Genomic DNA, 24977 nt, shown 5'->3' on the forward strand with positions numbered 1-24977 from the left:
ACTCCGAAAAATGATAAAAAAAAGCCTCTTTATATGTATTCTAATCGTTTTCAGTTGCACGAAAAAAGATGTTATAGAACAAGAAAATCAAACGTTAACAAATGCTATAGCAATCTGTGAAAATGGCTTCGCAGGAGCATATCCTTGTAATGACTATGATTTACTAGCGCATATAACTTTAGAAGAAATTGCAGGAGAAAATACAGAAGGAAACGATTCTTGGGGTTGGGTAGATCCTGTTACAAATAGTGAATATGCTTTAATGTGCACAAACAAAGGTGTTTCTTTTATTGATATTACAAATCCTGCGGAAACGAAGATTATCGGCTTTTTAAAAACAAGAACAGAAAATAGCCTTTGGCGAGACGTAAAAGTCTACAATAATAGGGCGTATATTGTTAGTGAAGCTGCCAACCATGGAATGCAAGTTTTTAATTTAAGTAGATTACGAGAAGCAACAAATACTCCAGTAGAGTTTACAGCTGATAAAGAGTATACAGATTTTGGGAAAGCACATAATATTGTAATTAATGAAACTAGTGGTTTTGCCTATGCCGTTGGAACAAACACTTTTTCTGGCGGGCCACATTTTGTAGATATCAACATCCCTTTAAATCCAGCATCTTCTGGTGGTTATGCAAATGATGCATATTCCCATGATGCACAAGTAGTAACGTATAATGGTCCAGACACAGCGTATACAGGAAAAGAAATTTTAATTGGTAGTAATGAGAATGAAGTTGTGATTGTAGATGTTACAGACAAACAAAACCCTACACAAATCTCATCAATAAGTTATGCAAATATTGGCTATACACACCAAGGATGGTTTACAGACGATTTTAAATATTTTATTCTGGGTGATGAGACAGATGAATTAGAAAAAGGTGTAAACACAAGAACCATTATTTTCGATTTTTCAGATTTAGACAACCCAAAGCATCATTTTGATTATTTAGGAAAATCTGCAGCAATTGATCATAACGGATATGTAAAAGGCAATCTATTTTTTCAGGCAAATTATACTGCTGGAGTAAGAATTTTAGATATTTCTGATATTGAAAATAAAAATTTTACAGAAATCGGGTACTTTGATACACATCCAGAAAATGACAACACCGCTTTTAATGGTGCTTGGAATGTATATCCTTATTTACCAAGTGGTAATATTATTATTAGCGATATCAATCGTGGTTTGTTTGTCATTAGAAAAAGTAAAACCTAATTTCTTGTGAAAAAATATTGGTTTGTTATCTGCATTTTATTTCTATTAAACTGTTCGAAATCTGAAATTCTTTTTACTGATGAAAATGAAATTCTAAATAACACGATCATTACTGTAAATACTTTAGGAGGCTCTAAAAATGACGCTTTTAATGCTGTCATACAAACAGCAGAGGGCGGTTATATTACGGCTGGTTTTACACAAAGTAATAACGGAGATATCAATACAAAAACAAACGAATCTTTCGATTTTTGGATTTTAAAATTTACTTCAGAAAGTGTTCTTCAATGGCAAAAAACTTTCGGTGGATCAAAAGATGATAGAGCCTCAGCAATTGTTCAAACTTTAGAGGGTGGTTTTGCCGTTTTAGGATATACCCAAAGTTCAGATGTAGATATCTCAGAAAATGCAGGATCTAAAGATTTTTGGTTGTTAAAACTTTCCAATAACGGAAACGTACTTTGGCAGAAAACATTTGGCTTCTCTGGAGCAGATTACGGAACTTCTTTATTAGAAACAAATGATGGTGGATTCCTACTCACTGGCGTTTTAGATGTTTCTGCTTCTGGCGGACAAGGAAATGCAAAATCTGCTGCAATAAAACATGCTGGTGGAGATTATTGGGCGATAAAAACAGACAATGCTGGTAATTTAGAATGGAGTAAATTTTTTGGCGGTTCGTTTACAGACATTCCTTTAGGCGTTGTAGAAACTCAGGACAATAGTTTTGTGATTGCGGGCTCTTCAGACAGTAATGATTTCAATATTAAAAACAATAATGGAGCCTATGATTTTTGGCTTACAAAAATATCTTCCAGAGGAAATTTAATCTGGGAAAAAAGTTTTGGGGGTTCACAAATTGATGAAGCTAGAGCAATTACAACCACAAATGATGGCAATTTTATAGTTGTTGGAGACACTAGAAGTTCAGACAAAAATGTTGCTATAAATAATGGAGCCGCAGATGTTTGGATTCTTAAAATTTCTACTGAAGGAAATTTACTTTGGGAAAAAACATTTGGCGGAACCAATTTTGATGCTGCAAGAGCTGTTTCTAAAACCCAAGATAACGGCTTTATAATTGCAGGTAGTTCTAGAAGTTTAGACAATGGTTTCGAGAATAAAGGTCAGAATGATGCGCTTATTTTAAAAATTGATGCCAATGGAAATCTCTTATGGCAAAAAACCATTGGTGGTTCAGAAATCGATTTTTTATATGATGTAGTTGAATTAAATAACAACACCATCATTGCAGTTGGCGAAAGCAGTAGTTCAGACCAAGATGTTCTAGAAAATAAAGGTTTTACCGATGGGTTAATCATTCAAATAAAATAAAAATGAAAAAAATTATTTATGTAGTATTCGCAATAAGTCTTTTATTTTCATCTTGTACAAATGATGCTGAAAATACAAGTGTCACTTTAAAATTCACTCATTATTGGGATGATACAAAAATGACCAATCAAGATCTTAATCAATTAAGATTCACAAATGCCAATGGCGAAAAGCTAAGTATAGAAAGGTTACGGTATGCGATTTCTAACATCAGTTTAATTGGGGGTAAAAATTATCATTTAGTAGATTTTGGCGAAAACTTTGGAACCGCACTCACTATTTCAGATCTTACAGATGGCACTTATAATATTTCATTTCGGTTTGGTTTTTCTGATGAAGATAATACAGATGGTATTTATAAAAATTTAAATTCTTTAAATTTTGATGTTCCAGGAATGTTAGGTGGTGGCTATCATTACATGCAATTTGATGGCAAGTTTTTGGATGATAGTAATCAAGAAATTGGTTTTAATTATCACACAATTAGAGCGGTAGACAGAACAGATCCTAACAATTTGGTTTTTCAAGACACTTCTTTTAAAGTCGATTTAGGTACGGTTGTAATTATAAACAATGCAGAGATTGAAGTTAGAATGAACGTTGCAGAATGGTTTAAAAATCCAAATACATGGAATTTAAATGAACTGAATACGGTGTTAATGCCGAATTTTGAAGTTCAAAAAATGATGAGCGCTAATGGAAAATCGGTTTTTTCTTTGGGGGAAGTAAATCAATAAAACTATAAAGAACCTTAACTACCACATAGAAACATAGATGACAAAGAACGATGTGCCCTAATGTTTCTGTGTGGTAAAAAGTAAAATGAAAAATAACTATATATTTCTTCTTTCACTGTTCCTTCTGATGAATTGTTCGTCGAAAGAAGAAGAAATCTATGCACCAATTCCGTATACTTTAGAAATTCCAACACTTTTTGCAGACCAATTAATTGCACCAATAATTCCAGCTAACAATCCTTTAACCGAAGAAGGTATTTCACTAGGAAAAAAATTATTCTTTGACAAAATTTTGTCTGGTAACAATACGCAGTCTTGTGCAAGTTGTCATGATCCACAGAAAGCATTTACAGACAATCAGCAATTTAGTGATGGAATAAATGGCAATTCTGGAAAGAGAAATGCAATGCCATTGTTTAATCTCGCTTGGAATTTTGATGAACGTTTTGCTTGGGATGGAAAAGAGTTTAGTTTAGAAAATCAGGCTTTTGAACCCGTTTCTAACCCTATAGAAATGCATGCTGATTGGCAAACGGTTGCAAAAAAACTACAAGCTGATGTGGAGTATCCAGATTTGTTTTTACAAGCTTTTGGAACTTCAAAAATAGATTCAACATTGGTTACAAAAGCAATTGCGCAATTTGAAAGGACGCTCATTTCTGGGAATTCAAAATTTGATAAATACCTTCAAGGAAAAGCTACTTTAACATTACAAGAACAAAACGGATTTGATGTTTTTATGGACGAAGCTAAAGGAGACTGTTTTCATTGTCATGGCAGTGATAACAATCCTCTTTGGACAGACAACAAATTTCATAACAACGGTTTAGATGCTACTTTTTTAGATTTAGGTTTAGGAAAAGTAACAGGAGATCCTTCAGACAATGGCAAGTTTAAATCGCCATCCATCAGAAATTTAGCATTCACTGCGCCTTACATGCACGATGGTAGATTTGCAACGTTAGAAGAAGTCATCAATCATTATTCTGAAGGTCTAAAAAGATCGTCAACAATAGATCCTTTGATGAAAAATATAAACAAAGGCGGTGTTCAATTGTCAACTCAAGACAAAGCAGATTTAAAAGCTTTTTTACTAGCACTTTCTGATGATGAATTTATCAATAATGCAGACTTCAAAGAATAATCAATAAAACCAATACTTTTATTAGGTTTCATAATCAAATTTTACACAATTTGTTCGACTTATATCGTATATTTGCATCCTATTTAGATTTAATCTATTTAAAATTATGATAAAAGTTTCAGATACAGCAAAGAAAAAAGTTATAGAATTAATGACCGACGACGGTTTTGATGCTACAACAGATTATGTGAGAGTTGGCGTTAAAAGCGGTGGTTGTTCTGGTTTATCTTATGATTTAACTTTTGATAACAAACAAGAAGAAAACGATAAGGTTTTTGAAGAAAATAATGTAAAAATTATTGTCGATAAAAAGAGCTTTTTATATTTAGTTGGAACCACATTAGAATATTCTGGTGGTTTAAACGGAAAAGGATTTGTATTTAACAATCCTAACGCAAACAGAACTTGTGGTTGTGGGGAGTCATTCTCATTATAAAGAAGTTCAAAGTTATGTCAACTATTAAAATGTTCGAAGATTTAGAAATTTGGAAACTTTCTAGAACTCTTTGTAATGATATTAATATAGTTGCAAATAACACAGAATTAAGGAAAGATTACAAATTATATAGCCAAATTGATGGTTCTTCGGGTTCAGTAATGGGCAATATTGCAGAAGGATTTGAAAGAAATGGTAATAAAGAATTTATTTAATTTTTATCAATAGCAAAAGCATCTTGTGGCGAAACAAGGTCTCAATTATACAGGGTTTTTGATAGAAATTATATAAACGAAAAAGATTTTACTAAATTAAAAGAACAAGCACTTGTTTTAAGTAAAATGATTGGTGGTTTTATCAATTATTTGAAAAAAGGTGATTTAAAAGGAAGTAAATATAAGGATTAACATTTACAACTTTGAATTTTAAATAAGGAACTTTGAATTATGAAATACACTGAAGAAGATTTAGAACAAGAATTAAAAACCCAAGAATATAAGTATGGGTTTTATACAGATATAGAAAGTGATACATTTCCTGTAGGGTTAAGTGAAGATGTAGTGCGTGCTATTTCTAAAAAGAAGAACGAGCCACAATGGATGACTGATTGGCGTTTGGAAGCGTTTCGAGTTTGGAAACAAATGGAGGAACCAGCATGGGCAAATGTTCATTATGAAAAACCTCAATTTCAAGACATTGCTTATTATTCTGCACCCAAAAAGAAACCCAAATTAAATTCTTTAGATGAGGTAGATCCAGAATTATTAGACACTTTTAAACGTTTAGGAATTTCTTTAGACGAACAAAAAAAATTAGCCAATGTTGCGGTAGATATTGTAATGGATTCTGTTTCTGTCGCTACTACTTTTAAGAAAACATTGGGTGAAAAAGGCATTATTTTTATGCCAATCTCTGAAGCAATTCAAGAACACCCAGAATTGGTAAGAAAATATTTAGGGACTGTTGTACCCACTACAGACAACTTTTATGCAGCATTAAATTCGGCAGTTTTTTCTGACGGATCTTTTTGTTACATTCCAAAAGGGGTTCGATGTCCGATGGAATTATCAACCTATTTTAGAATTAACGAAGGTGGAACAGGCCAATTTGAAAGAACCTTAGTGGTTGCAGACAAAGGAAGTTATGTTTCGTATTTAGAAGGTTGTACAGCACCAAGTAGAGATGAAAATCAATTGCACGCAGCCGTTGTAGAATTAATTGCAATGGATGATGCAGAAATTAAATATTCTACCGTACAAAACTGGTATCCTGGAAATAAAGAAGGAAAAGGTGGCGTTTACAATTTTGTAACCAAAAGAGGATTGTGCGAAAACAACGCAAAAATTTCTTGGACACAGGTAGAAACGGGTTCTGCTGTAACTTGGAAATATCCTTCTTGTATTTTAAAAGGAAACAATTCTGTGGGTGAATTTTACTCGATTGCAGTAACTAACAATCATCAGCAAGCAGATACAGGTACAAAAATGATTCATTTGGGAAAAAACACCAGATCTACCATTATTTCTAAAGGTATTTCTGCGGGAAAATCTCAAAACTCATACAGAGGATTGGTTCAGATAAATTCGAGAGCAGAAAATGCACGTAATTTTTCTCAATGTGATTCTTTGTTGATGGGAAATGATTGTGGCGCTCACACGTTTCCGTACATCGAAGTAAAAAACAAATCGGCACAAATAGAACACGAAGCAACCACCAGTAAAATTGGTGAAGAACAATTGTTCTATTGTAACCAACGTGGTATTGATACTGAAAAAGCGATCGCATTGATTGTAAACGGATTTAGCAAAGAAGTATTAAACAAATTACCAATGGAATTTGCTGTAGAAGCTCAAAAATTATTGGAAATTAGTTTAGAAGGCTCCGTAGGTTAAAATTTTTCCTGCAAGGTTTCAAAAACCCTCCTGCAAGGTTTCGAAAACCTTGTAGGTATATTAATAAATAAGTGATTATACCTACAAGGTCAAAAAAAGACCTTGCAGGAAAATAAAGTCAAATTACCAAATGAAAAAGATACTTTTCTTATTTGCAATTGCAATTAGTATTGTAAGCTGTAAAAAATCAGAAAAAAAGGTGGACGAGATTTCGAAGCCTAAAGTTACATTACACCAATTAGTGGGCGGTTCTATCTTAGTGAAAAAATTAGAAGTTTTCTCACAAGACACAACCTATACAGGCCAAACAAAACAATTTACAGATGCATATTATGTAATCTCTCACCCAAAAGGAAACTTCATGTGGGATGCTGGCTTGCCAGAACAATTGGTTATGGAAACCCCTTATGACGAACCAAGTGGCGTATATCAAATTCGTAGACCAGATTCTTTAGTAAATCAATTAAAATCGATTGGTTTTAAAATTGATGATTTTAAATATTTTGCCATGTCGCATTCGCATTTTGATCATACAGGGCATGCAAATTACATGAAAAATGCAACTTGGTTGGTGCAAGAAAATGAGTACAATTCAGTTGCTGGAGATTCTTTAGAAGTAAAAAACCCAGCAGTTTCAGAATTAAAAAATGTTCAAAAACTAAATGGAGATTATGATGTTTTTGGCGACGGAACAGTAGTTATCAAATACATGCCTGGTCATACCGTTGGACATCAAGTTTTATATGTTGATTTAGGACTAGAAAAACCAATCTTACTAACAGGAGATTTGTATCATTTTAAAGAAAACAGAACCAATAAAGGAGTTCCTTCATTCAATTATAATGTAGCGCAAACTTTAGAAAGTATGAAGTTGTTTGAAGCTTTTGCAAAAGAAAAAAATGCAGAAGTTATTATTCAACATTCACCAAAAGATTTCGAAAAATTAGAAAATATATTAAAAAAGTAAACGCTTAGAGCTTACAGCTTAAGGCATATAGCAAATAAAAGATGTTAAAAATAGAAAATTTACAAGCAAGTATAGACGATAAATCGATCTTAAAAGGATTAAATTTAGAAGTAAAAGCTGGTGAAGTGCATGCAATTATGGGTCCCAATGGTGCAGGGAAAAGTACTTTGGCTAATATTATTGCTGGTAAAGATGATTACGAAGTTACCAACGGAACTATTGAGTTGAATGGTGAAGACATTAGCGAGCTTGCTCCTGAAGAAAGAGCGCACAATGGTGTGTTTTTATCTTTCCAATATCCTGTAGAAATTCCTGGAGTTTCTGTAACCAATTTTATAAAAACGGCTATTAACGAAACTCGTAAAGCGAAAGGTTTAGAAGACATGCCTGCAAAAGACATGTTAAAAAAGATTCGTGAAAAATCTGAATTACTAGAAATTGATAGAAAGTTCTTAGGACGTTCTTTAAACGAAGGTTTTTCTGGTGGAGAAAAAAAACGTAACGAAATCTTTCAAATGGCCATGTTAGAACCAAAACTAGCTATTTTAGATGAAACAGATTCTGGTTTAGATATTGATGCTTTGCGTATTGTTGCAAACGGAGTAAATAAGCTAAAATCTAAAGACAATGCTGTAATTGTTATTACGCATTATCAACGTTTGTTAGAATACATCGTTCCAGATTTTGTACACGTTTTACACGATGGTAAAATTGTAAAAACAGGTGACGCTTCCTTAGCCTTAGAGTTAGAAGCAAAAGGATACGATTGGATTAAAGAATTAGCATAAAAATTGTTTCTATTGTTTAAAGTTTCAGGTTTTGGCAACGATTAGAAGATTTGAAGATTTAGAAATTTGGCAACTTGCTAGAAAATTATCTCAGCAAATTATCTCCATTTCAAAAAATACAGAATTAAAAAATGATTATCGTTTTAAAGATCAAATAAAAGCTTCTTCGGGTTCCGTTATGGACAACATCGCAGAAGGTTTTGAACGAGATGGAAATTTAGAATTTAGACAATATTTATCAATAGCCAAAGGTTCTGCAGGAGAAACACGCTCACAATCTTACAGACTTTTTGATTCAGAATATATTTCTGAAGAACAATTAAAACAATTAATTAGTGCGTGTGAAGAGTTGAGTAAAAGAATAGCAAATTTTATCAGCTATTTAAACAAAAAAGATTTTAAAGGGAATAAGTTCAAGTAAGCAACAACTTGAAACTAAAGAAACTTTAAACCTGAAACTTATAGAAAAATGGAATTAAAAGACAAATTATTATCATCATATGTAGCGTTTGAAAATCGTGTAGACACCAATTCTGATGTGCATGAAATTCGTTCTGAAGCGTTGCAGAATTTTGAAGATTTAGGCTTTCCTTCTAAGAAATTAGAAGCTTGGAAATACACTTCTTTAAACTCAGTATTAAAGCAAGACTATAGCTTATTTCCTAATAAAGAAAATGCTATTGAATTAGCAGACGTAAAAAAATATTTTATACATGATATCGATGCGTATAAATTGGTTTTTATAGATGGAAAATACAGCTCTTTTTTATCTGAAACCACCCACGATACTTTTGATGTTTGTTTAATGTCTGCGGCTCTAAGCAAACCAAAATACAAAGTTGTTATTGAAAATTATTTTAATAAAATAGCTAAAAAAGACAACTTAACTTCTTTAAATACTGCCTTTGCTAATGAAGGTGCGTATATCTACATTCCTAAGAATGTGGAGGTAGAAAAGCCAATTCAAATCATTAATTTTACAACAGGCTCTGAAGTGGCAACCTTATTACAACCAAGAAATTTAATTGTGGTTGAACAAAATGCACATGTACAAATTATAGAACGTCATCAAAGTTTAACCTCAAATCCGGTTTTAACAAATTCGGTTACTGAAGTTTTTGCAGCCAAAGATGCAACTGTAGATATCTATAAGATTCAGAATGATGATGAGAATGCTTCTTTAGTGGATAATTCTTACGTGGAACAAAAGTCGAACAGTATTGTTTCTGTACATACTTTTTCTTTTGGAGGAAATATCACTAGAAATAACTTAAACTTTTATCAAAGAGGAGAATACATCGATTCTATCTTAAAAGGAATTACAATTCTTGATGGGAAGCAACACGTAGATCACCACACTTTGGTACATCATATAGAGCCAAACTGTGAAAGTCACCAAGATTATAAAGGCATTTATGATGCCCGTTCTACAGGTGTTTTTAATGGTAAAGTTATTGTTGATAAAGAGGCGCAGAAAACAAATGCATATCAAAAGAACAATAATGTTTTAATGAGCGATAAAGCAACCATTAATGCAAAACCACAACTAGAAATTTTTGCAGATGATGTAAAATGTTCTCACGGTTGTACGATTGGTCAATTAGATGACGATGCTTTGTTTTACATGCAGCAACGTGGAATTCCGAAGAAAGAAGGAAAGGCTTTATTGATGTTTGCTTTTGCAAATACCGTTTTAGAAAGTGTTAAAATACCCGAAGTAAAACAAAGAATTGCAAGCATTATTGCTAAAAAATTAAACGTAAAAATAGGATTCGATTTATAGTATTTGAGATACTTTCTATACATAAAAAACCACACTTCTGAAGTTTTAGAAGCGTGGTTTTTTTGTGATTCTTAAAATTTTTGTACCTTTAAAAAAACCAAAAATCATGAATAAAACAATTAAAACAGTATTACTAGTTGCCGGAATTATTTTATTAGGCTACGGAATTTACACGATGATTCAACCAGAAGCTCAAGTTTCTATTGGTGATGTAGATTTAGTAACAGCACAAGACAACACAAACGCTTACATTACTATTGTTCTAGGAATTGTAGCAATAGCAATAGGATTAGTAAAAGGAAAAAGTTAGTACGTCAAACAATTTTATTTCAATATTTTGATACCAATGAGCTCGATCATCAATCGAGCTCATTATTTTTAGCTATAGTTTTTAGGTAATTCATTTAAAGAACTAAAATTTAATAAAGCTACAAGCAATTAAAAATAAACACTTTTTTTAAAAATGAAAATTATTCTAATTTCAGATACACATGGCAATCATCACTTTAGAGCTCCTAGTGGTGATGTTTTAATTCATGCTGGTGATGTTTCTGCAAGAGGCACAAAAAGAGAAATTGATAGTTTTATAAAATGGTTTCAATCTCAACCACATAAACATAAAATTTTTATCGCTGGAAACCATGATTTCTACTTAGAGGAAGTCGCAAAAAATAAAATGCAAATAGAAATTCCGAATCTTATCTATTTGAATGACTCTGGCTGCGAGATTGATGGAATAAAATTCTGGGGATCACCAATTCAACCCACTTTTTTTAATTGGGCGTTTAATAGGAATAGAGGCGAAGAAATAAAAAAACATTGGGATTTAATTCCTAAAGACACAGATGTTTTAATAACACATGGACCACCACACAAAATTTTAGATCTTACAAAAAGTGGGGAATATGCTGGTTGCAAAGAACTGAAAAAAAAGGTGCTAGAAATTAAACCTAAATTACACGTTTTTGGGCACATTCATGAAGCTTATGGTAAAATTACTCAAAATGAAACCATCTTTGTAAATGCTTCTTTATTGGATGATAGATACAAAAGTGTGAATACACCTATCGAAGTACATATAGAAGTTTAACTATATTATTGAATACTCTTTAAAACTCCTTTTAAAAACTCATTTTGATTTGCTTTTTTAGTCAAACTTAAACGTACAATGACCAATTCTTCATCCGGTAAAATATATACATTTTGTCCTTGAAAACCACTTGCAAAAAACATGTTCTTAGGAGCATCTGGGTATCTTCCTGATGAATTCAACCAAAACTGTGCGCCATACCAACCATCTGATGTAGGTGTTGGGTCTACAACATAATCTGTCCAAGATTCATCAAAAATAGGTTCACCATTCCAGTTTCCTCTGTTTAAATATAAGATGCCAAATTTCGCCCAATCTCTTGCGGTTGCCCAAGCGTACGAAGAGCCCACATAATTTCCAGATAAATCTGCTTCAATCACCATAGAATTCATACCAATTTTATCTATTAAGTTTGTGTACCAAAAATCTAAATATTCTTGATGCGTTTTAAACTGATCTTTGATAATTCCTGATAATAAATTCGTAGTTCCAGAAGAATAATTCCAAGTGGCATTGGGTTTGCCAACCAATTCTTTTCTTTGTTGCTCTTTGGTCATATCTCGCTCTAAAAAAAGCATTCTTGTTGCATCAGAAATTTCATCGTAGTTTTCATCCCACTCTAAACCAGAATTCATTTGAAGTAAATTATGAATTGTAATTTTACTTCTTTCATCATCTTGCCACGACTCGATTGGTGCAAGGTCTTGAACATTTATTTTTCCTTGAGATTGTAAAATTCCGAATATTGTTCCAGTGATACTTTTGGTCATAGACCAACCTAATAACTTTGAGTTTTTATCAAATCCGTCTGCATATCTTTCTGCAATAATTTGATTTTTATAAATGATAACTCCAGCGCGTGTTTGGTTTTCTTCTTCGAATAGAAAGTCCATCGCTTTTTCTAATTGCGAATAATTTATATTTTTAAAAACGGAATCTTTTTGTGCTCCATTTCCAAAAGGAAAAGGAGTGCTGTCATCTGGTTTGGTTCTTATAGGCACTAAATAATCAGCCTCAACATCACTTTCATCTAAAATTAAAACACTTCCCAAACCTTTTCTATAAACAGCTTTTCTGGTTAACAAACCGAATGCTGAAGACGTTGCTAATTTTTTTCCTTTATCTACTTTATCTGTAGCTAGATTTACTGGTGAAAAGCTATTATCTGTCTGGTCTGTAAATGCGAGTGTTCTTTCTCCAAGAAAAACAGATGAAGCTGTATTTTTAGCGGAATAGCCCGCTAACATATTCAATTTTGGATAGTTATAAATTACAAAAATTGTTATAATTACGACTAAAAGAAGAAGTATTCGTTTTAATATTTTCATTTAAAATATAATTTAATGATGTAAAAATAAGAAATTCATATTCAGTTTATGAAAACTTTAAATCTACATCCTTTATCTTTGTCATATAAAATGTTTTGTATGATGAATGTTGATAAAATTCGTGAAGATTTCCCAATTCTAAAAAGAACGGTTCATGGGAAACCTTTGATCTATTTTGATAATGCTGCAACTTCGCAAACACCACAAATTGTCATAGATACTATTGTAGATTATTATAGCAATTACAATGCGAATATACATAGAGGTGTGCATACATTAAGTCAAGAAGCAACGGATAAATATGAGGAAGCACGGATAAAAATTCAGCATCATTTCAATGCAAAAAATGCTTTTGAAATTATTTTAACTTCAGGAACCACGCATAGTATAAATATGGTAGCTTCTGGGTTTTCTTCACTTTTAAAAAAAGGAGATGAAATTATTGTTTCTGCTTTAGAACATCATTCTAATATTGTGCCTTGGCAAATGCTTTGCGAGAAAACGGGTGCCATTTTAAAGGTAATTCCTATGAACTTAGAGGGTTCTTTACAGATGGATGTATATCATAATTTAGTGAATGAAAAAACAAAACTTGTTTTCTGTAATCATGTTTCTAACGCTTTAGGAACAGTAAATCCTATTGAAGAAATTATTGAAAAAGCACATCAATTTGGTGCGGCAGTACTTATTGATGGCGCACAGGCCACACCTCATATAAAACCAGATGTACAAGCTTTAGATGTAGATTTTTATGTAGCTTCTGCTCATAAATTATGCGGACCCACAGGAGTTGGTTTGTTGTACGGAAAAGAAGAATGGTTGCAAAAACTACCTCCTTATCAAGGTGGCGGAGAAATGATCGCGACGGTTTCTTTTGAAAAAACAACCTATGCAGGTTTGCCTCATAAGTTTGAAGCGGGTACACCAAATATTTGTGGAGGAATTGCCTTTGGTGCCGCCTTAGATTATATGAATTCAATTGGTTTTGACAATATTGCTACTTACGAAGAAGAATTATTACACTATGGTACTTCAGAATTATTAAAAATTGAAGGTTTAAAAATATACGGCACAACAGCAGAAAAAACGGCTGTAATTTCATTTAACGTTGGCAAAATTCATCCGTATGATATTGGCGCAATTTTAGATAAATTAGGTGTTGCTGTAAGAACAGGACATCATTGTGCACAACCCATCATGGATTTCTACAAAATTCCTGGAACTATTAGAGCATCATTCTCTTTTTACAATACAAAAGAAGAAATAGCTATTTTTATCACAGCACTTAAAAAAGCTGTTTTAATGCTTTCTTAAACCATAGAAAATATACTTTTAAACCACCTCTTGAGAACCTCAAGAGGTATTTTTTTGGGGTTTTTGAAAGAAAATTTTTTTATTTGAAAAAAGAATGTATATTCGTATCGTTAAAATTTTAAACATTTTATTGTATTTTTGTTATTTTTTAAACAATTAAAGCAAATATTCCTTAAATTTTTAACTGATTTTAACAAAAACTAACTAATTATTTTTAACCCCAAAACTCAATTCACATGATTAAAAAAGGATTACTAGCGTTACTTTTCGTAGGCGCTACATTTATCGGTTGTCAAGAAAACTCAACAGAAATTCCAAATGAACAACAAGTAACTGTTGACATGACAGATTTCTATTTATTTACAGATGATGCGCAAGACTTATCTAAAACCGCTCAAAAGGGCAAAGATAAAAATTGTTATTCTATGGAAGTTCTAAACAGACAGCTAAACGAAATTCCTGGTTTATATAAAAAAATGTATGACGTAGAACATGCAACTAGAAAATTTTTAGCTGGTAAAGGAAAACCAACCAACGGTGGTGGTGGTTCTGGAGGTGGTGGTGGTACTACAGATGTTGATGTTGCCCCTATAAACGATGGTTTAGGAATTGTTAACATTCCAGTATATGTACATGTGGTATATAGCAATTCTAATCAGAATATTAGCAATGCACAAGTTACATCTCAAATTAATGTATTGAATGAAGATTTTAGAAAAACAAACAACGATTTAAATTTACCTTCTGGAACTACTTTTGCAAATGATGCAACAGATGCTGAAATAGAATTTACCTTGGCCAATACTTTTAGATATGCTAATGCAAGAACCTCTTGGGGAACAAGAAACGAAGTAAAAGCAGCCTATCCTCCAGTAACACCAAGTACTCACTTAAATATTTGGGTTGCTGAAATTGGTGGTGGTATCTTAGGATATGCACAATTTCCTGGTGGAGCCTCAGCTACAGATGGTGTGGTAATTTCTCCTCAATATTTTGGTACTACTGGTTTTGTTGCTGCTCCTTTTGATAAAGGAAGAACTGCAACTCACGAAGTGGGACATTACTTAAACCTACGCCATATTTGGGGTGATGGAAGATGTCGTCAAGATGATTTTGTTGCAGATACACCAAGTTCTGATGGACCCAACTATGGTTGTCCATCGTACCCAACGGTAAACTGTAAAACTCCAGATATGACGATGAATTATATGGATTATACAAACGATGCTTGTATGTACATGTTTACAGACGGCCAACGTAACAGAATGAGAGCTATTCTTGTTGCTGGTGGAGCAAGAGCTTCTTTAGCTGGAAACTAATAAATAATTCCCCTATATTAAAGGCGCCTTTTAAGGCGTCTTTTTTATTTATAATAAGCTCTAAACCTATGAAAAATTTGTATAAGATTTCCTTATTTATTCTATTTATAATAAGTTCTTGTGCTGCTCAAAAGGAGATGCATAACAATATTATTATTGAATACAAGGCACAAACAAGAGGCAGTTTCCTTTCAATTAAAGTCGAGAATGATTCTATTTTCTACAAGACATTCAATTTAGAAAAAACAACAGCTTTAAAAGAGGAAGAAATTCAGAATATAGTAGTTGAAGTAAAAAAACTAAACCTTTCTAAAATCAGCTCTTTAGAAGCACCAAGCACGAAAAGGTTTTCAGACGGAGCCTTAGCAGCCACAATAAAGATTATAAATTCTGAAGACACTTTTATCTCCTCTGAATTTGATCATGAAAACCCACCAAAAGAACTTTTAGAATTGTATGTATTATTGGTAAAATATACCAAATAAAAAAGTTGAGCGGATGCTCAACTTTTTTTATTTTATATGAAATAAACTTACTCTATCTGAAAGACTGAGAATAAACAACTGGTAAATCTTTTGCTGTATTAACATTGTTAGATGCTACAAAGTTAGACCCGTATTTAGCGTCTATAGATTCTAAAATTTTATTAGCCATTAAACCATAGCCTCTTGTCGTTAAGTGAATTCCATCTAAACTCACTAAACCACCAGATACAAAGCTAGTAGTAAGAGAAAATTCATCGAATTTAGCCCCAGTAGATGCCGCAGCATTTAAAATAACATTTAAATCTGTAACTGCTAAATCATTCGCATTCGCAATACTTGTAATACTTGCATTATATGCATCTGTTGCTGATTGAATCGCAGTCTTTTCTTCTGGTGTTAACACCCATTTATCTTCTAAAGGTACAGATACTCCATTAATTAACTGTGGGTTTCCTCCTACAGCTGTTCCTATAAACCCTGAGCTTGTTAATACTAAGAAATCTTCAGCAGTTGCTTGTCTATATTTTGGAATTGCAGCAAAAGCTCCATTAATAGCTCCTAAATCTGTTAAATCTTCATCTACAATTACTACTGCATTTTGACCTTCAGCAAAAGAAATTGTTCTTTTATCTAATTCTTCTTGAGTAAACAGACCTGTTGCAGATAAAGCTGCAAAAGCACTTTGTAAACCTCCATTATAAACTGCATAACCTGCATTTACAGCAGCTGCAGTACCTGCGTTCATTGGTACTGGATTATAAGGAACTGTTGTAAAGAAAGGCAAATTTACAATTGATGGTACTGTTACAATAACTCCTTTAGCTCCATTTGAAGTTAAGGCTGTTACCATACCGTTCATAACATTTTCAAATAATATAGGTGAGGTAATATCGTTTCCACTATAAGTTCTTGCATCTACATTTGTAGTTTGTACTGTTCCTGTTCCACCTGAAGTAGCATAAGACAATACATCATTACCTCCAATTTCGGAAATGCTGAAAAAAGTTGGTCCCTGTGCTACCGCATCTATTAAAACAGTTGTAGTTTCAGAACTAGACATTCTAGCAAAATACGGGTTTGCTGTACCAGCTAAAACACCTGGTATACTTCCATATCCTGGAGCAACCATATGAAAACTTTTCGCACCTGGTATACCATAGTTATTAAATTTACCTGAAAGCTTATTTGTTGTTTCTGTTGTTGGTGTAGCATCTAAACGAACTGGACCAGCACCATTAAAATATAATCTTGGTTCAGCAATAACTTGCCCGCCATAAGTTAAACCTCCAATATTATCATTCACTAAAGGCTGAATAAAGTCTCCACCACCCATGGCAATCATTTGGTTTGCCATCATTTTTGGAAAAGAGCTTTCTTGACCTGCTAAAAATAAAGTTCCATCTACAACTCCCCCAGAAAAAGAAGCACCAAGTGCTACGTAATTAGAGAAATCTGCAGAACCTGATGTAGCTTCTGGATATATTACTGTCTCTACTTCAATTGGATCTAATTCATTATTTACATCACAAGATGCAACTCCAATTGACAAAAGTAGTAGCCCTATATATTTATAATTTTTCATAAAATATTCTATTTTTTTATTAGTTATTAATTGTCCAAGAAAGGTAGTATTGAGAACCTACAGCTCCAACTCCTGGTGCACTAAAATACTCTTCACCTGTTAAGTTTGCACCACCTAATTTAAATACAGATTTCCAACTAGGCACTGTATAGTTAATTTGTGCATCAAAAACAGTTCTACCATCTACTGTAGCATCTAAGAAAGTAGATTCCCATACAAACTCATTTTGCCATCTTGCATTGAAATTAAAACCAAAGTTTTTAAATAAGTTCGTATTACCAAACTGTAATTTAAATTTGTGTTCTGGTGTATTAAAACCTGCCTCAAAATCTGGATCAGAAGCTTGGTCAAAATCAAATTTAGCATAGGTATAATTTACGCCTAGGTCAAAACCATTAAAAATCTTTGTATTTAAACCAATAGAAGCTCCATAAGAACTAATGTCTGCTGTGGTGTTGGTATATACTTGAAATGCTTTAAAATCTCCATTTTGAAGTGCTAAAAGAGACAAACTATTGTCTCCTACGGTTCCATAAAAAGGAACTAAAACATTTTTACCAGAAATAAAATCTTGATAGCTGTTATAATACCCACTTAGGTCTACTGTAATTCTAGACTCACCTGCGTTTATAAGACCTCTATACCCCAATTCAAAAGCGGTTACTTCTTCTGGTTTTACCAAAGGTGCGCTTGATGCTGCTGGAGCACCATTCTGAACTGAAGTTGCAGAAAAAGAATTTTCATAAGCCAATCTACCAGACAAAGTGGTGGTTGATCCACCAACAATTGGTTGACCTGCTGTACTAACATTTAAAGGAGAACTGGTGTATCTGTCTAAGTTATCTGGAGCAGAACCTACTAAGATTGCTGCACCTGCATCTAAACCAATGTATTGATCTTGTGTTGTTGGGTTCCTAAATCCTTTTTGAAAAGAAGCTCTAAAATTATCATTTTTATTTTCACCTGCTGCATAGGCTAAAGAAACTCTTGGTGAAAAATTACCATCAAAATTTTGTGCTTTGTCATAACGAACAGAAGCTGTAAATTTTAAACGATCATCTTCTAAAAACTTCTTTTGCATTTGTGTATAAACTCCATACTCATCATAATCAATAGGGCCATCATAGTCTGTAAAAATACTTCCGTTAGAATTCAAAGAGTATCTTCTATAAGAACCCCCTACTTGAAATTCTGCCCACTCTATAAGGTCTTGAAAATTATAATTTACATCTGAATGGTATAATTTTGTTTGATCTTGAAATCTAGATCCCGTAACTAAACTTGGATCTGATGTTACATCATCAAAAGCCGCTTGAAATCCTGGAGTTCCAGGAATTAAACGTCCTGTATCTGCTGCTGCTCTTGCTGCAACATGAGAACCTGTTACTAAATATGTTCCTGCATATTGTTGAAACCAATCTTGATCAGATTTCCATCTTCTATTAATATTGATTGCTGCAAAACGAGAATCGTATGAATTTCCTGCATCTTCTGTAGTAACATAACCTCTTACAAAAAAGTTTTTACCTCTTAATTCTAATTTCTGTTGTGCCAAATAAAAATCTCTAATATTGTATCTGTTTGCTCCTTGATAGATGGTATTACCAACTCCAAATTTCGAGTTAAAGATCAATTCTAAACGGTCATCTCCAAAAGGACGATAATGCAAAGCTGTATTTAATTTGACACTTTTAGCTTCATAATCTTTCATTAAATCTACTTCTTGGTAACCCGTTCTACTTACTCTACCAACTGCGCCACCTAAATCTACAGCAACCTCGTCTCCATAGATGTTTAAGCCATCAAAATCATTTATGGATCTATCTCCAGGAGCATATTCTCCATTTGCTGTATTTCTATAATCTGTAGCAAACCATTCTGTTCCTTTTAAATAAGAAAGTGTTGCCTTTGCTGCAAACTTTTCAGAGAACGCATAGGCCATTCTAATATTAAGATCATGAAAATTATTGTCTCCTGCAGCGTCTTGACTCGTTAAACCTTGTTTGTATGAAAAACTGATTCCTTGATCATTAAAAGGACTTCTACTTGTCATAAACATAATTCCATTAAATGCATTTGCACCGTATAGTGCAGATGATGCACCTGGAAGTAATTCTACTGTATTTACGTCTAATTCAGACATTCCTAAAAGATTACCAATCGCAAAGTTTAATGCGGGTGATGAATTATCCATACCATCTACCAATTGCATAAAACGAGTATTTGCAAAGGTGGCAAAACCTCTTGTATTTACAGATTTAAACGTTAAACTGTTGGTATTAACATCTACCCCTTTTAAATTTTCTAAACCATCATAAAATGAAGGTGCAGAAGTATTTTTAATTGCTCTTGCATCCATTCTTTCTACAGTTACCGGAGACTCCATAATGCGCTCTGGAGTTCTAGAAGCAGAAACAACAATCTCATCTAAAGAAGTTTCATTCTCTGTTAAAAGAACGTCTATTTTTTGATTTTTCTTTGTAATCTCAACTTTTTCCATTTTGTACCCTAAAACCGATATTTCTAGCGTAAAAGGAGGGTTATCTGTTACTTGTAAAACAAAATTACCATCAAAATCTGTGTTGGTTCCAACAGCTTTGTTTTCAATTTTAATGTTTGCCCCTGGAAGCGTTTCTCCTGTTTTTGCATCTTTAACTGTACCAGTTACAGTGGTTTGCCCAACCATTGCAACGCTACTAAAAGCTATACATGCAAGTAGTAAAATTTTTTTTATCATAATTTAAATTAATTTGTTAACTATTATGCAAAATACAATTTTTTTTGAATAATTAATTATTTGGCTACTTTTTTTATGATTTTAATAAAATAAGCCTCTCAAAAGCACTAATTATTAAAGACTATAAAACAGTAGTGGTCTTCTATTTTGACCATTAGTTATCGTACATTTGTGGTATAAAATTAATTTGATTGAAGACAATTAACAGCATTGCTAACTTTAAAACCACTGAAAAAACTTTTGTGACCATTGGCACCTTTGATGGCGTTCATTTTGGACATCAAAAAATATTAGAAAAACTTGTAGTCGAAGCAAAAAATGCGGGTAAAAAGTCTGTTTTATTAACTTTTTTTCCGCACCCTAGAATGGTTTTGCAAAAAGATGCTACCATTGAACTGATTAACTCAATTGAAGAACGCACAAAACTTTTAGAAAAAACGGGCTTAGACTATTTAATTATACATCCTTTTAGTAAAGAATTTTCTAGAATGACAGCGCTAGAATTTGTGCGAGATATTTTGGTAAATACCTTTAATATTTCTAAATTAATTATTGGTTATGACCATCACTTTGGAAAAAACAGAGAGGGAAATATTGAGCAACTAACAGAATACAGTCACGTATATGATTTTAAAGTCGAAGAAATTCCTGCACAAGATATTGATGATGTTTCTGTAAGCTCTACCAAAATTAGACGCGCTTTAGCTGCTGGAAATCTAAAAACCGCTAACAATTATTTAGGATATCATTTTATGCTGAATGGGAAAGTGATAAATGGTAAAAAATTAGGCGGTAAAATTGGGTACCCAACAGCAAATATAGATATAAAAGAGGCTTATAAATTGATTCCAAAAACGGGTGTTTATGTGGTAAAATCATCCATAGAAAATAAAACTATTTTTGGAATGATGAATATTGGAAGTAGACCAACAGTAAATGGAAAACACCAAACGATTGAAGTTCATTTTTTCGATTTTAATCAAGATCTGTATGGTAAAAACCTCACTATAGAACTCATTTATTTTCTGCGTGACGAGCATAAGTTCGACTCTGTAGACTCTTTAATTCTTCAACTTAAAAAAGATGAAGAAACTGCAAGAGACTATATGAAAATGAATCTTTAGCTTTTCGCCACGAATGCACGAATTAAAAAAGGCCAAATCTGTCTTTTCTAGGTGTCTTTTTCGTCAGATTTTTTATTTTTGAATTAATGGTAATTCAAAAAGACAAATTATATATTTGCATTTTATAATTTTTAGAAAATGTTACAGGTACAATTTATTAGAGAACACAAAGAAACTGTTTTAAATGGTTTGGCAAAGCGTAATTTTGCAGAAGCAAAATCTATTGTTGAACAAGTTTTAATTGCAGATGAAAACAGAAGAGCAACACAAGTTACTTTAGATGATACATTAGCAGAATCTAACAAATTATCAAAAGAGATTGGTAGTTTTTTTAAGTCTGGGCAAGTACAAAAAGCCAATATTTTAAAAGAAAAAACAAGCCAATTAAAAGAACAATCGAAGGAATTATCAGAAAAATTAAATGCTTTTACTAATGCCCTTCAGGATTTATTATATCAGTTACCAAACATTCCCCATACTTCTGTAAAAGCTGGTAATTCTGAAGAGGATAACGAAATTATTTTCAACGAAGGAACCATTCCTAATTTAGGAGAAAATGCGCTACCACATTGGGAATTGGCAAAAAAATACGACATTATAGATTTTGAGTTGGGTACAAAAATCACCGGTGCTGGTTTTCCTGTTTATAAAGGAAAAGGCGCAAGGTTACAACGTGCGTTAATCAACTATTTTTTAGATAAGAATATTGCTGCGGGTTATAAAGAATATCAAGTGCCTCATCTAGTAAATACAGCATCTGCAATTGCAACCGGTCAGTTACCAGACAAAGATGGGCAAATGTATCATTCTAATGAAGATGATTTGTATTTGATACCTACTGCAGAAGTGCCAATTACAAATATGTTTCGTGGTAATTTAGTACAAGAAACAGATTTTCCTATTTGCTGTACGGGTTACACACCTTGTTTTAGACGTGAAGCAGGTAGTTATGGCGCACATGTAAGAGGTCTAAACAGATTGCATCAATTCGATAAAGTTGAGATTGTTAGAATAGAACATCCTGAGAATTCTTACAATGCTTTAGACGGAATGGTAGAGCACATTAAAACTATTTTAAGAGAATTAAAGTTACCGTATAGAATTTTACGTTTGTGTGGTGGAGATACCGGTTTTACAGCTGCGTTAACCTTCGATTTTGAATTGTTTTCGACAGCGCAAGACAGATGGTTAGAGATTAGTTCTGCTTCAAATTTTGAAACATTTCAAGCAAACAGATTAAAACTTCGCTTTAAAAATAAAGAAGGTAAAAGTGAATTTGCACACACATTAAATGGAAGTTCTTTGGCTTTACCACGTGTTTTAGCAGGAATTCTAGAGAATTATCAAACTGAAAACGGAATTAAAATTCCAGAAGTATTGGTGCCTTATTGTGGGTTCTCTATGATTGAGTAAGCAGTATTCAATGGGCAGTATGCAGTCAGCTGTTTGCGGTGGAAAATGAGTAGCTGTGTGTGTTTTCAGATTTAGAGTTTTCAGGCAGAGAATGACTGCTTACTGAAGACTGAAAAACTGCAAACTGAACTTTAGTTCGCCACCACAGCAATCATTAATCTTTTGTATTTATTTACCTCTGCTAATGAGTTTAAATAAGCGCTAATTTGTCCGTTTTTCATAAACTCGATAGAGTTGTTTTTTGCGATTTCGTATTGTTTAGAAAAAGTATTCATAATTTTAAAGTTTGATTGGTTACTTATATTATAGACAACCTACACGCCAAAATGTTACAAATAGAAACTAAAAAGCAGTTGCTTTAATATAAATTTAACATGTATCTTACTTACCTTTGAATGAGATGAAGAAACTATTGCTACTTATTTTATTGACAATCAGCAGCTTTTCAATTGGTCAAAACAAAGACCAAAATGACTATCTCTTAGCAGAAAATTACTACAGAGAAGGTGCTTATGAAAAAGCGACCCAAATTTTTAAAAAACTCTATGACCAGAGTCCTTTTAACACCACATATTTAGGGCGTTTGATTACTTGCTATCAAGAAACAGACAACTTTTTAGTCGCAGAAAATTTGCTAAAAAAAAGAATAAAAGTAAATAATAGTCAGGTTTATTTATATGTGTATTTGGGCTATAACTATCAAAAACAACAACAAAAAGAATTCGCAGAAGAAAATTATACCATCGCTTTAAATTCTTTAGAAAAAAATGCTTCTTACGGAGGTTTGATTGGACGTCTTTTTAAAGACTATAATTTATTAGACAAAGCCATTTTAGCCTATGAAAAGGCAATGGAAAAGAATAAAAACGCCAATTACAGTTTTCAGATTGCTCAGATTTATGGAGAAAAAGGAGATTTTAAACAAATGTTTGCTTCTTATATTGATATGGTAGATAAGAATGATCAATATTTTAATTTGGTTCAAAGATACACTAGCAAATACATTACAGACGATTCTGAAAACGAAAGCAATATTTTATTCAGAAAAACATTGTTAAAAAAATCTGCTAGCAACCCAAAAGATATTTGGAATGTTCTACTAAGTTGGTTGTTTACACAACAAAAAGACTATACAAAAGCACTAATTCAAGAAAAAGCTTTGTATCAAAGAAATCCTATCGATTTAAGTTCAATTTTTACGTTGGGTAAAATTGCTTTTGAGGCTAAATTTTATGATGCTTCCCAGCAATGTTTCCACTTTATTGTGGAAAAATCAAATTCGAAAAGTGAAATTGTAAATGCCAATTTATATCTCGCTAAAATTGCAGTGGCCACAGAGAATCCAGCAGCAGAAGACTTGTTTCAAGAATTATTTAAAAGGTTTGGAAAAAATACATTGACCATAAAAATACAAGTTGCATATGCCGATTTTTTAACGTTTTCTAAAGATAAACCCAATGAGGCAAATGCTGTTTTAGAAGAAGCTTTGTCTTATGCAAATTCTAAGTTCGACAAAGCAAGAATTAAACTAAAACTAGGAGATGTTTTAGTATTTACAGGTAAATTTAACAAAGCACTTATTTATTTTTCACAAATACAAACACAGCTAAAAAACCACGAATTAGCTCAGGAAGCTCGGTTTAAAGTAGCGCAAACAAGTTATTTTAAAGGAGATTTTCCTTGGGCAAAAGCGCAATTAAAAGTATTAAAAGGCTCAACGACACAGTTGATTGCAAATGATGCTGTAAATTTATTTTTAAAAATTTCAGACAATGAACCTGTCGATTCAATACCTTCTGGTTTAAAACAATTGGCAAGAGCAGAGTTGTTGGCTTTTCAAAATAAAGATGATGATGCGTTGGCTGAATTAAATAGTTTATTTACTAGAAAAGATATTTTTATAAATGGATTAATTCCTGGCGAAGTCATTTATGATGATGTATTGTTTTTTAAAGCGAAACTACTCATCAAACAGAAAAAATACGAAGAAGCAATTTTAAGTTTGGCAGAAATAGTTGCTGCAGACAATCAAGGTTTTTTAACAGACGATGTTTATTTTATGATGGCAGAAATGTATAATAACGACCTAAATAACATTGAAAAAGCACAAGAATATTATCAGAAAATTATTTTTGAACATCCTTCTAGTATCTATCTTGTAGACGCCAGAAAAAAATATCGAAAATTGCGGGGTGATAAACTTCAATAATTGTGGTTTTAAAACTCAACAACAAGGTAAATAACATTTTACTATAATTTGTATAGCACAATGTTATTT

Annotated in this window: 22 protein-coding genes and 1 pseudogene; 19 read left to right on the plus strand and 4 right to left on the minus strand. The window is 32.6% G+C overall.

Annotation, left to right across the window (positions count from 1 at the left end):
• Positions 1 to 10: 10 nt before the first annotated feature.
• From Q0998_RS07810 to Q0998_RS07870, 13 genes and pseudogenes are all read left to right on the plus strand, one after another.
• A complete protein-coding gene (locus tag Q0998_RS07810) occupies positions 11 to 1225 on the plus strand; it encodes a choice-of-anchor B family protein (RefSeq protein WP_299668508.1) in 1215 nt (404 codons plus the stop codon).
• A 6-nt stretch (positions 1226 to 1231) separates the two neighbouring features.
• Positions 1232 to 2560, plus strand: coding sequence for a hypothetical protein (locus tag Q0998_RS07815; RefSeq protein ID WP_299668510.1), 1329 nt, complete (start codon positions 1232 to 1234; stop codon positions 2558 to 2560).
• 2 nt (positions 2561 to 2562) lie between these two features.
• Complete coding sequence (locus Q0998_RS07820; RefSeq protein ID WP_299668513.1) at positions 2563 to 3297, plus strand: MbnP family protein; 735 nt, start codon at positions 2563 to 2565, stop codon at positions 3295 to 3297.
• Positions 3298 to 3424: 127 nt separating this feature from the next.
• Positions 3425 to 4441 carry a cytochrome c peroxidase gene (locus tag Q0998_RS07825; protein WP_299668516.1) on the plus strand — a complete coding sequence of 339 codons (1017 nt, stop codon included), beginning with the start codon at positions 3425 to 3427 and terminating at the stop codon, positions 4439 to 4441.
• A gap of 106 nt (positions 4442 to 4547) precedes the next feature.
• The gene (locus Q0998_RS07830; protein WP_299668519.1) at positions 4548 to 4877 is read left to right on the plus strand and encodes an iron-sulfur cluster assembly accessory protein; all 330 of its coding nucleotides are present in this window, start codon (positions 4548 to 4550) and stop codon (positions 4875 to 4877) included.
• A gap of 14 nt (positions 4878 to 4891) precedes the next feature.
• Positions 4892 to 5284: pseudogene (locus Q0998_RS07835) on the plus strand (four helix bundle protein).
• A 39-nt stretch (positions 5285 to 5323) separates the two neighbouring features.
• On the plus strand, positions 5324 to 6769 hold the full coding sequence (sufB, locus tag Q0998_RS07840) for a Fe-S cluster assembly protein SufB (protein ID WP_299668522.1): 1446 nt from the start codon (positions 5324 to 5326) through the stop codon (positions 6767 to 6769).
• A gap of 130 nt (positions 6770 to 6899) precedes the next feature.
• Positions 6900 to 7736, plus strand: a complete 837-nt coding sequence (locus tag Q0998_RS07845) for an N-acyl homoserine lactonase family protein (protein ID WP_299668525.1) — start codon at positions 6900 to 6902, stop codon at positions 7734 to 7736.
• Between the two features lie 41 nt (positions 7737 to 7777).
• Positions 7778 to 8524: a Fe-S cluster assembly ATPase SufC gene (gene sufC, locus Q0998_RS07850; RefSeq protein WP_299668528.1), complete on the plus strand. Its 747-nt coding sequence runs from the start codon at positions 7778 to 7780 to the stop codon at positions 8522 to 8524.
• Between the two features lie 31 nt (positions 8525 to 8555).
• Positions 8556 to 8945 carry a four helix bundle protein gene (locus Q0998_RS07855; protein WP_299668530.1) on the plus strand — a complete coding sequence of 130 codons (390 nt, stop codon included), beginning with the start codon at positions 8556 to 8558 and terminating at the stop codon, positions 8943 to 8945.
• Between the two features lie 48 nt (positions 8946 to 8993).
• Complete coding sequence (gene sufD / locus Q0998_RS07860; protein WP_299668532.1) at positions 8994 to 10307, plus strand: Fe-S cluster assembly protein SufD; 1314 nt, start codon at positions 8994 to 8996, stop codon at positions 10305 to 10307.
• A 106-nt stretch (positions 10308 to 10413) separates the two neighbouring features.
• A complete protein-coding gene (locus tag Q0998_RS07865) occupies positions 10414 to 10617 on the plus strand; it encodes a hypothetical protein (protein ID WP_299668534.1) in 204 nt (67 codons plus the stop codon).
• Positions 10618 to 10770: 153 nt separating this feature from the next.
• On the plus strand, positions 10771 to 11397 hold the full coding sequence (locus Q0998_RS07870) for a metallophosphatase domain-containing protein (RefSeq protein WP_299668537.1): 627 nt from the start codon (positions 10771 to 10773) through the stop codon (positions 11395 to 11397).
• A 5-nt stretch (positions 11398 to 11402) separates the two neighbouring features.
• Here Q0998_RS07870 and Q0998_RS07875 read toward each other — a convergent pair whose 3' ends face one another.
• Positions 11403 to 12725, minus strand: a complete 1323-nt coding sequence (locus Q0998_RS07875) for a serine hydrolase (protein ID WP_299668539.1) — start codon at positions 12723 to 12725, stop codon at positions 11403 to 11405.
• Positions 12726 to 12824: 99 nt separating this feature from the next.
• Between Q0998_RS07875 and Q0998_RS07880 the strand changes: the two genes are divergently transcribed.
• The 3 genes from Q0998_RS07880 (at position 12825) to Q0998_RS07890 (ending at position 15843) form a co-directional block, all read left to right on the plus strand.
• The gene (locus tag Q0998_RS07880; RefSeq protein WP_299668541.1) at positions 12825 to 14039 is read left to right on the plus strand and encodes a cysteine desulfurase; all 1215 of its coding nucleotides are present in this window, start codon (positions 12825 to 12827) and stop codon (positions 14037 to 14039) included.
• A 236-nt stretch (positions 14040 to 14275) separates the two neighbouring features.
• Positions 14276 to 15358 (plus strand): zinc metalloprotease, encoded by a 1083-nt coding sequence (locus Q0998_RS07885; protein WP_299668543.1) that lies wholly within the window; start codon positions 14276 to 14278, stop codon positions 15356 to 15358.
• A 68-nt stretch (positions 15359 to 15426) separates the two neighbouring features.
• Entirely contained in the window at positions 15427 to 15843 is a 417-nt protein-coding gene (locus Q0998_RS07890; protein WP_299668545.1) for a hypothetical protein, read from the plus strand.
• A 52-nt stretch (positions 15844 to 15895) separates the two neighbouring features.
• Here the strand turns inward: Q0998_RS07890 and Q0998_RS07895 are convergent, their stop codons facing one another.
• Positions 15896 to 17425 carry a G-D-S-L family lipolytic protein gene (locus Q0998_RS07895; protein ID WP_299668547.1) on the minus strand — a complete coding sequence of 510 codons (1530 nt, stop codon included), beginning with the start codon at positions 17423 to 17425 and terminating at the stop codon, positions 15896 to 15898.
• Between the two features lie 19 nt (positions 17426 to 17444).
• Positions 17445 to 20162: a TonB-dependent receptor gene (locus tag Q0998_RS07900; protein WP_299668550.1), complete on the minus strand. Its 2718-nt coding sequence runs from the start codon at positions 20160 to 20162 to the stop codon at positions 17445 to 17447.
• A 191-nt stretch (positions 20163 to 20353) separates the two neighbouring features.
• Between Q0998_RS07900 and Q0998_RS07905 the strand changes: the two genes are divergently transcribed.
• A complete protein-coding gene (locus Q0998_RS07905; RefSeq protein WP_299668553.1) occupies positions 20354 to 21286 on the plus strand; it encodes a bifunctional riboflavin kinase/FAD synthetase in 933 nt (310 codons plus the stop codon).
• Positions 21287 to 21424: 138 nt separating this feature from the next.
• A complete protein-coding gene (gene serS, locus Q0998_RS07910) occupies positions 21425 to 22699 on the plus strand; it encodes a serine--tRNA ligase (protein WP_299668556.1) in 1275 nt (424 codons plus the stop codon).
• 131 nt (positions 22700 to 22830) lie between these two features.
• Here the strand turns inward: serS and Q0998_RS07915 are convergent, their stop codons facing one another.
• The gene (locus Q0998_RS07915) at positions 22831 to 22974 is read right to left on the minus strand and encodes a hypothetical protein (RefSeq protein ID WP_299668558.1); all 144 of its coding nucleotides are present in this window, start codon (positions 22972 to 22974) and stop codon (positions 22831 to 22833) included.
• Between the two features lie 125 nt (positions 22975 to 23099).
• Between Q0998_RS07915 and Q0998_RS07920 the strand changes: the two genes are divergently transcribed.
• Positions 23100 to 24908, plus strand: coding sequence for a tetratricopeptide repeat protein (locus Q0998_RS07920; RefSeq protein WP_299668560.1), 1809 nt, complete (start codon positions 23100 to 23102; stop codon positions 24906 to 24908).
• The last annotated feature ends 69 nt before the right edge of the window (positions 24909 to 24977 follow it).

The sequence above is a fragment of the uncultured Polaribacter sp. genome, from assembly GCF_947501385.1.
In the GTDB taxonomy this organism is placed as follows: domain Bacteria; phylum Bacteroidota; class Bacteroidia; order Flavobacteriales; family Flavobacteriaceae; genus Polaribacter.

Bases quoted from the DNA above. Each gene is read 5' to 3' on its own strand.
- Q0998_RS07810 (WP_299668508.1), top strand. From the start codon at position 11: ATGATAAAAAAAAGCCTCTTTATATGTATTCTAATCGTTTTCAGTTGC.
- Q0998_RS07820 (WP_299668513.1), top strand. From the start codon at position 2,563: ATGAAAAAAATTATTTATGTAGTATTCGCAATAAGTCTTTTATTTTCA.
- Q0998_RS07825 (WP_299668516.1), top strand. From the start codon at position 3,425: ATGAATTGTTCGTCGAAAGAAGAAGAAATCTATGCACCAATTCCGTAT.
- Q0998_RS07830 (WP_299668519.1), top strand. From the start codon at position 4,548: ATGATAAAAGTTTCAGATACAGCAAAGAAAAAAGTTATAGAATTAATG.
- sufB (WP_299668522.1), top strand. From the start codon at position 5,324: ATGAAATACACTGAAGAAGATTTAGAACAAGAATTAAAAACCCAAGAA.
- Q0998_RS07845 (WP_299668525.1), top strand. From the start codon at position 6,900: ATGAAAAAGATACTTTTCTTATTTGCAATTGCAATTAGTATTGTAAGC.
- sufC (WP_299668528.1), top strand. From the start codon at position 7,778: ATGTTAAAAATAGAAAATTTACAAGCAAGTATAGACGATAAATCGATC.
- sufD (WP_299668532.1), top strand. From the start codon at position 8,994: ATGGAATTAAAAGACAAATTATTATCATCATATGTAGCGTTTGAAAAT.
- Q0998_RS07865 (WP_299668534.1), top strand. From the start codon at position 10,414: ATGAATAAAACAATTAAAACAGTATTACTAGTTGCCGGAATTATTTTA.
- Q0998_RS07870 (WP_299668537.1), top strand. From the start codon at position 10,771: ATGAAAATTATTCTAATTTCAGATACACATGGCAATCATCACTTTAGA.
- Q0998_RS07875 (WP_299668539.1), bottom strand. From the start codon at position 12,725: ATGAAAATATTAAAACGAATACTTCTTCTTTTAGTCGTAATTATAACA.
- Q0998_RS07880 (WP_299668541.1), top strand. From the start codon at position 12,825: ATGATGAATGTTGATAAAATTCGTGAAGATTTCCCAATTCTAAAAAGA.
- Q0998_RS07885 (WP_299668543.1), top strand. From the start codon at position 14,276: ATGATTAAAAAAGGATTACTAGCGTTACTTTTCGTAGGCGCTACATTT.
- Q0998_RS07890 (WP_299668545.1), top strand. From the start codon at position 15,427: ATGAAAAATTTGTATAAGATTTCCTTATTTATTCTATTTATAATAAGT.
- Q0998_RS07895 (WP_299668547.1), bottom strand. From the start codon at position 17,425: ATGAAAAATTATAAATATATAGGGCTACTACTTTTGTCAATTGGAGTT.
- Q0998_RS07900 (WP_299668550.1), bottom strand. From the start codon at position 20,162: ATGATAAAAAAAATTTTACTACTTGCATGTATAGCTTTTAGTAGCGTT.
- serS (WP_299668556.1), top strand. From the start codon at position 21,425: ATGTTACAGGTACAATTTATTAGAGAACACAAAGAAACTGTTTTAAAT.
- Q0998_RS07915 (WP_299668558.1), bottom strand. From the start codon at position 22,974: ATGAATACTTTTTCTAAACAATACGAAATCGCAAAAAACAACTCTATC.
- Q0998_RS07920 (WP_299668560.1), top strand. From the start codon at position 23,100: ATGAAGAAACTATTGCTACTTATTTTATTGACAATCAGCAGCTTTTCA.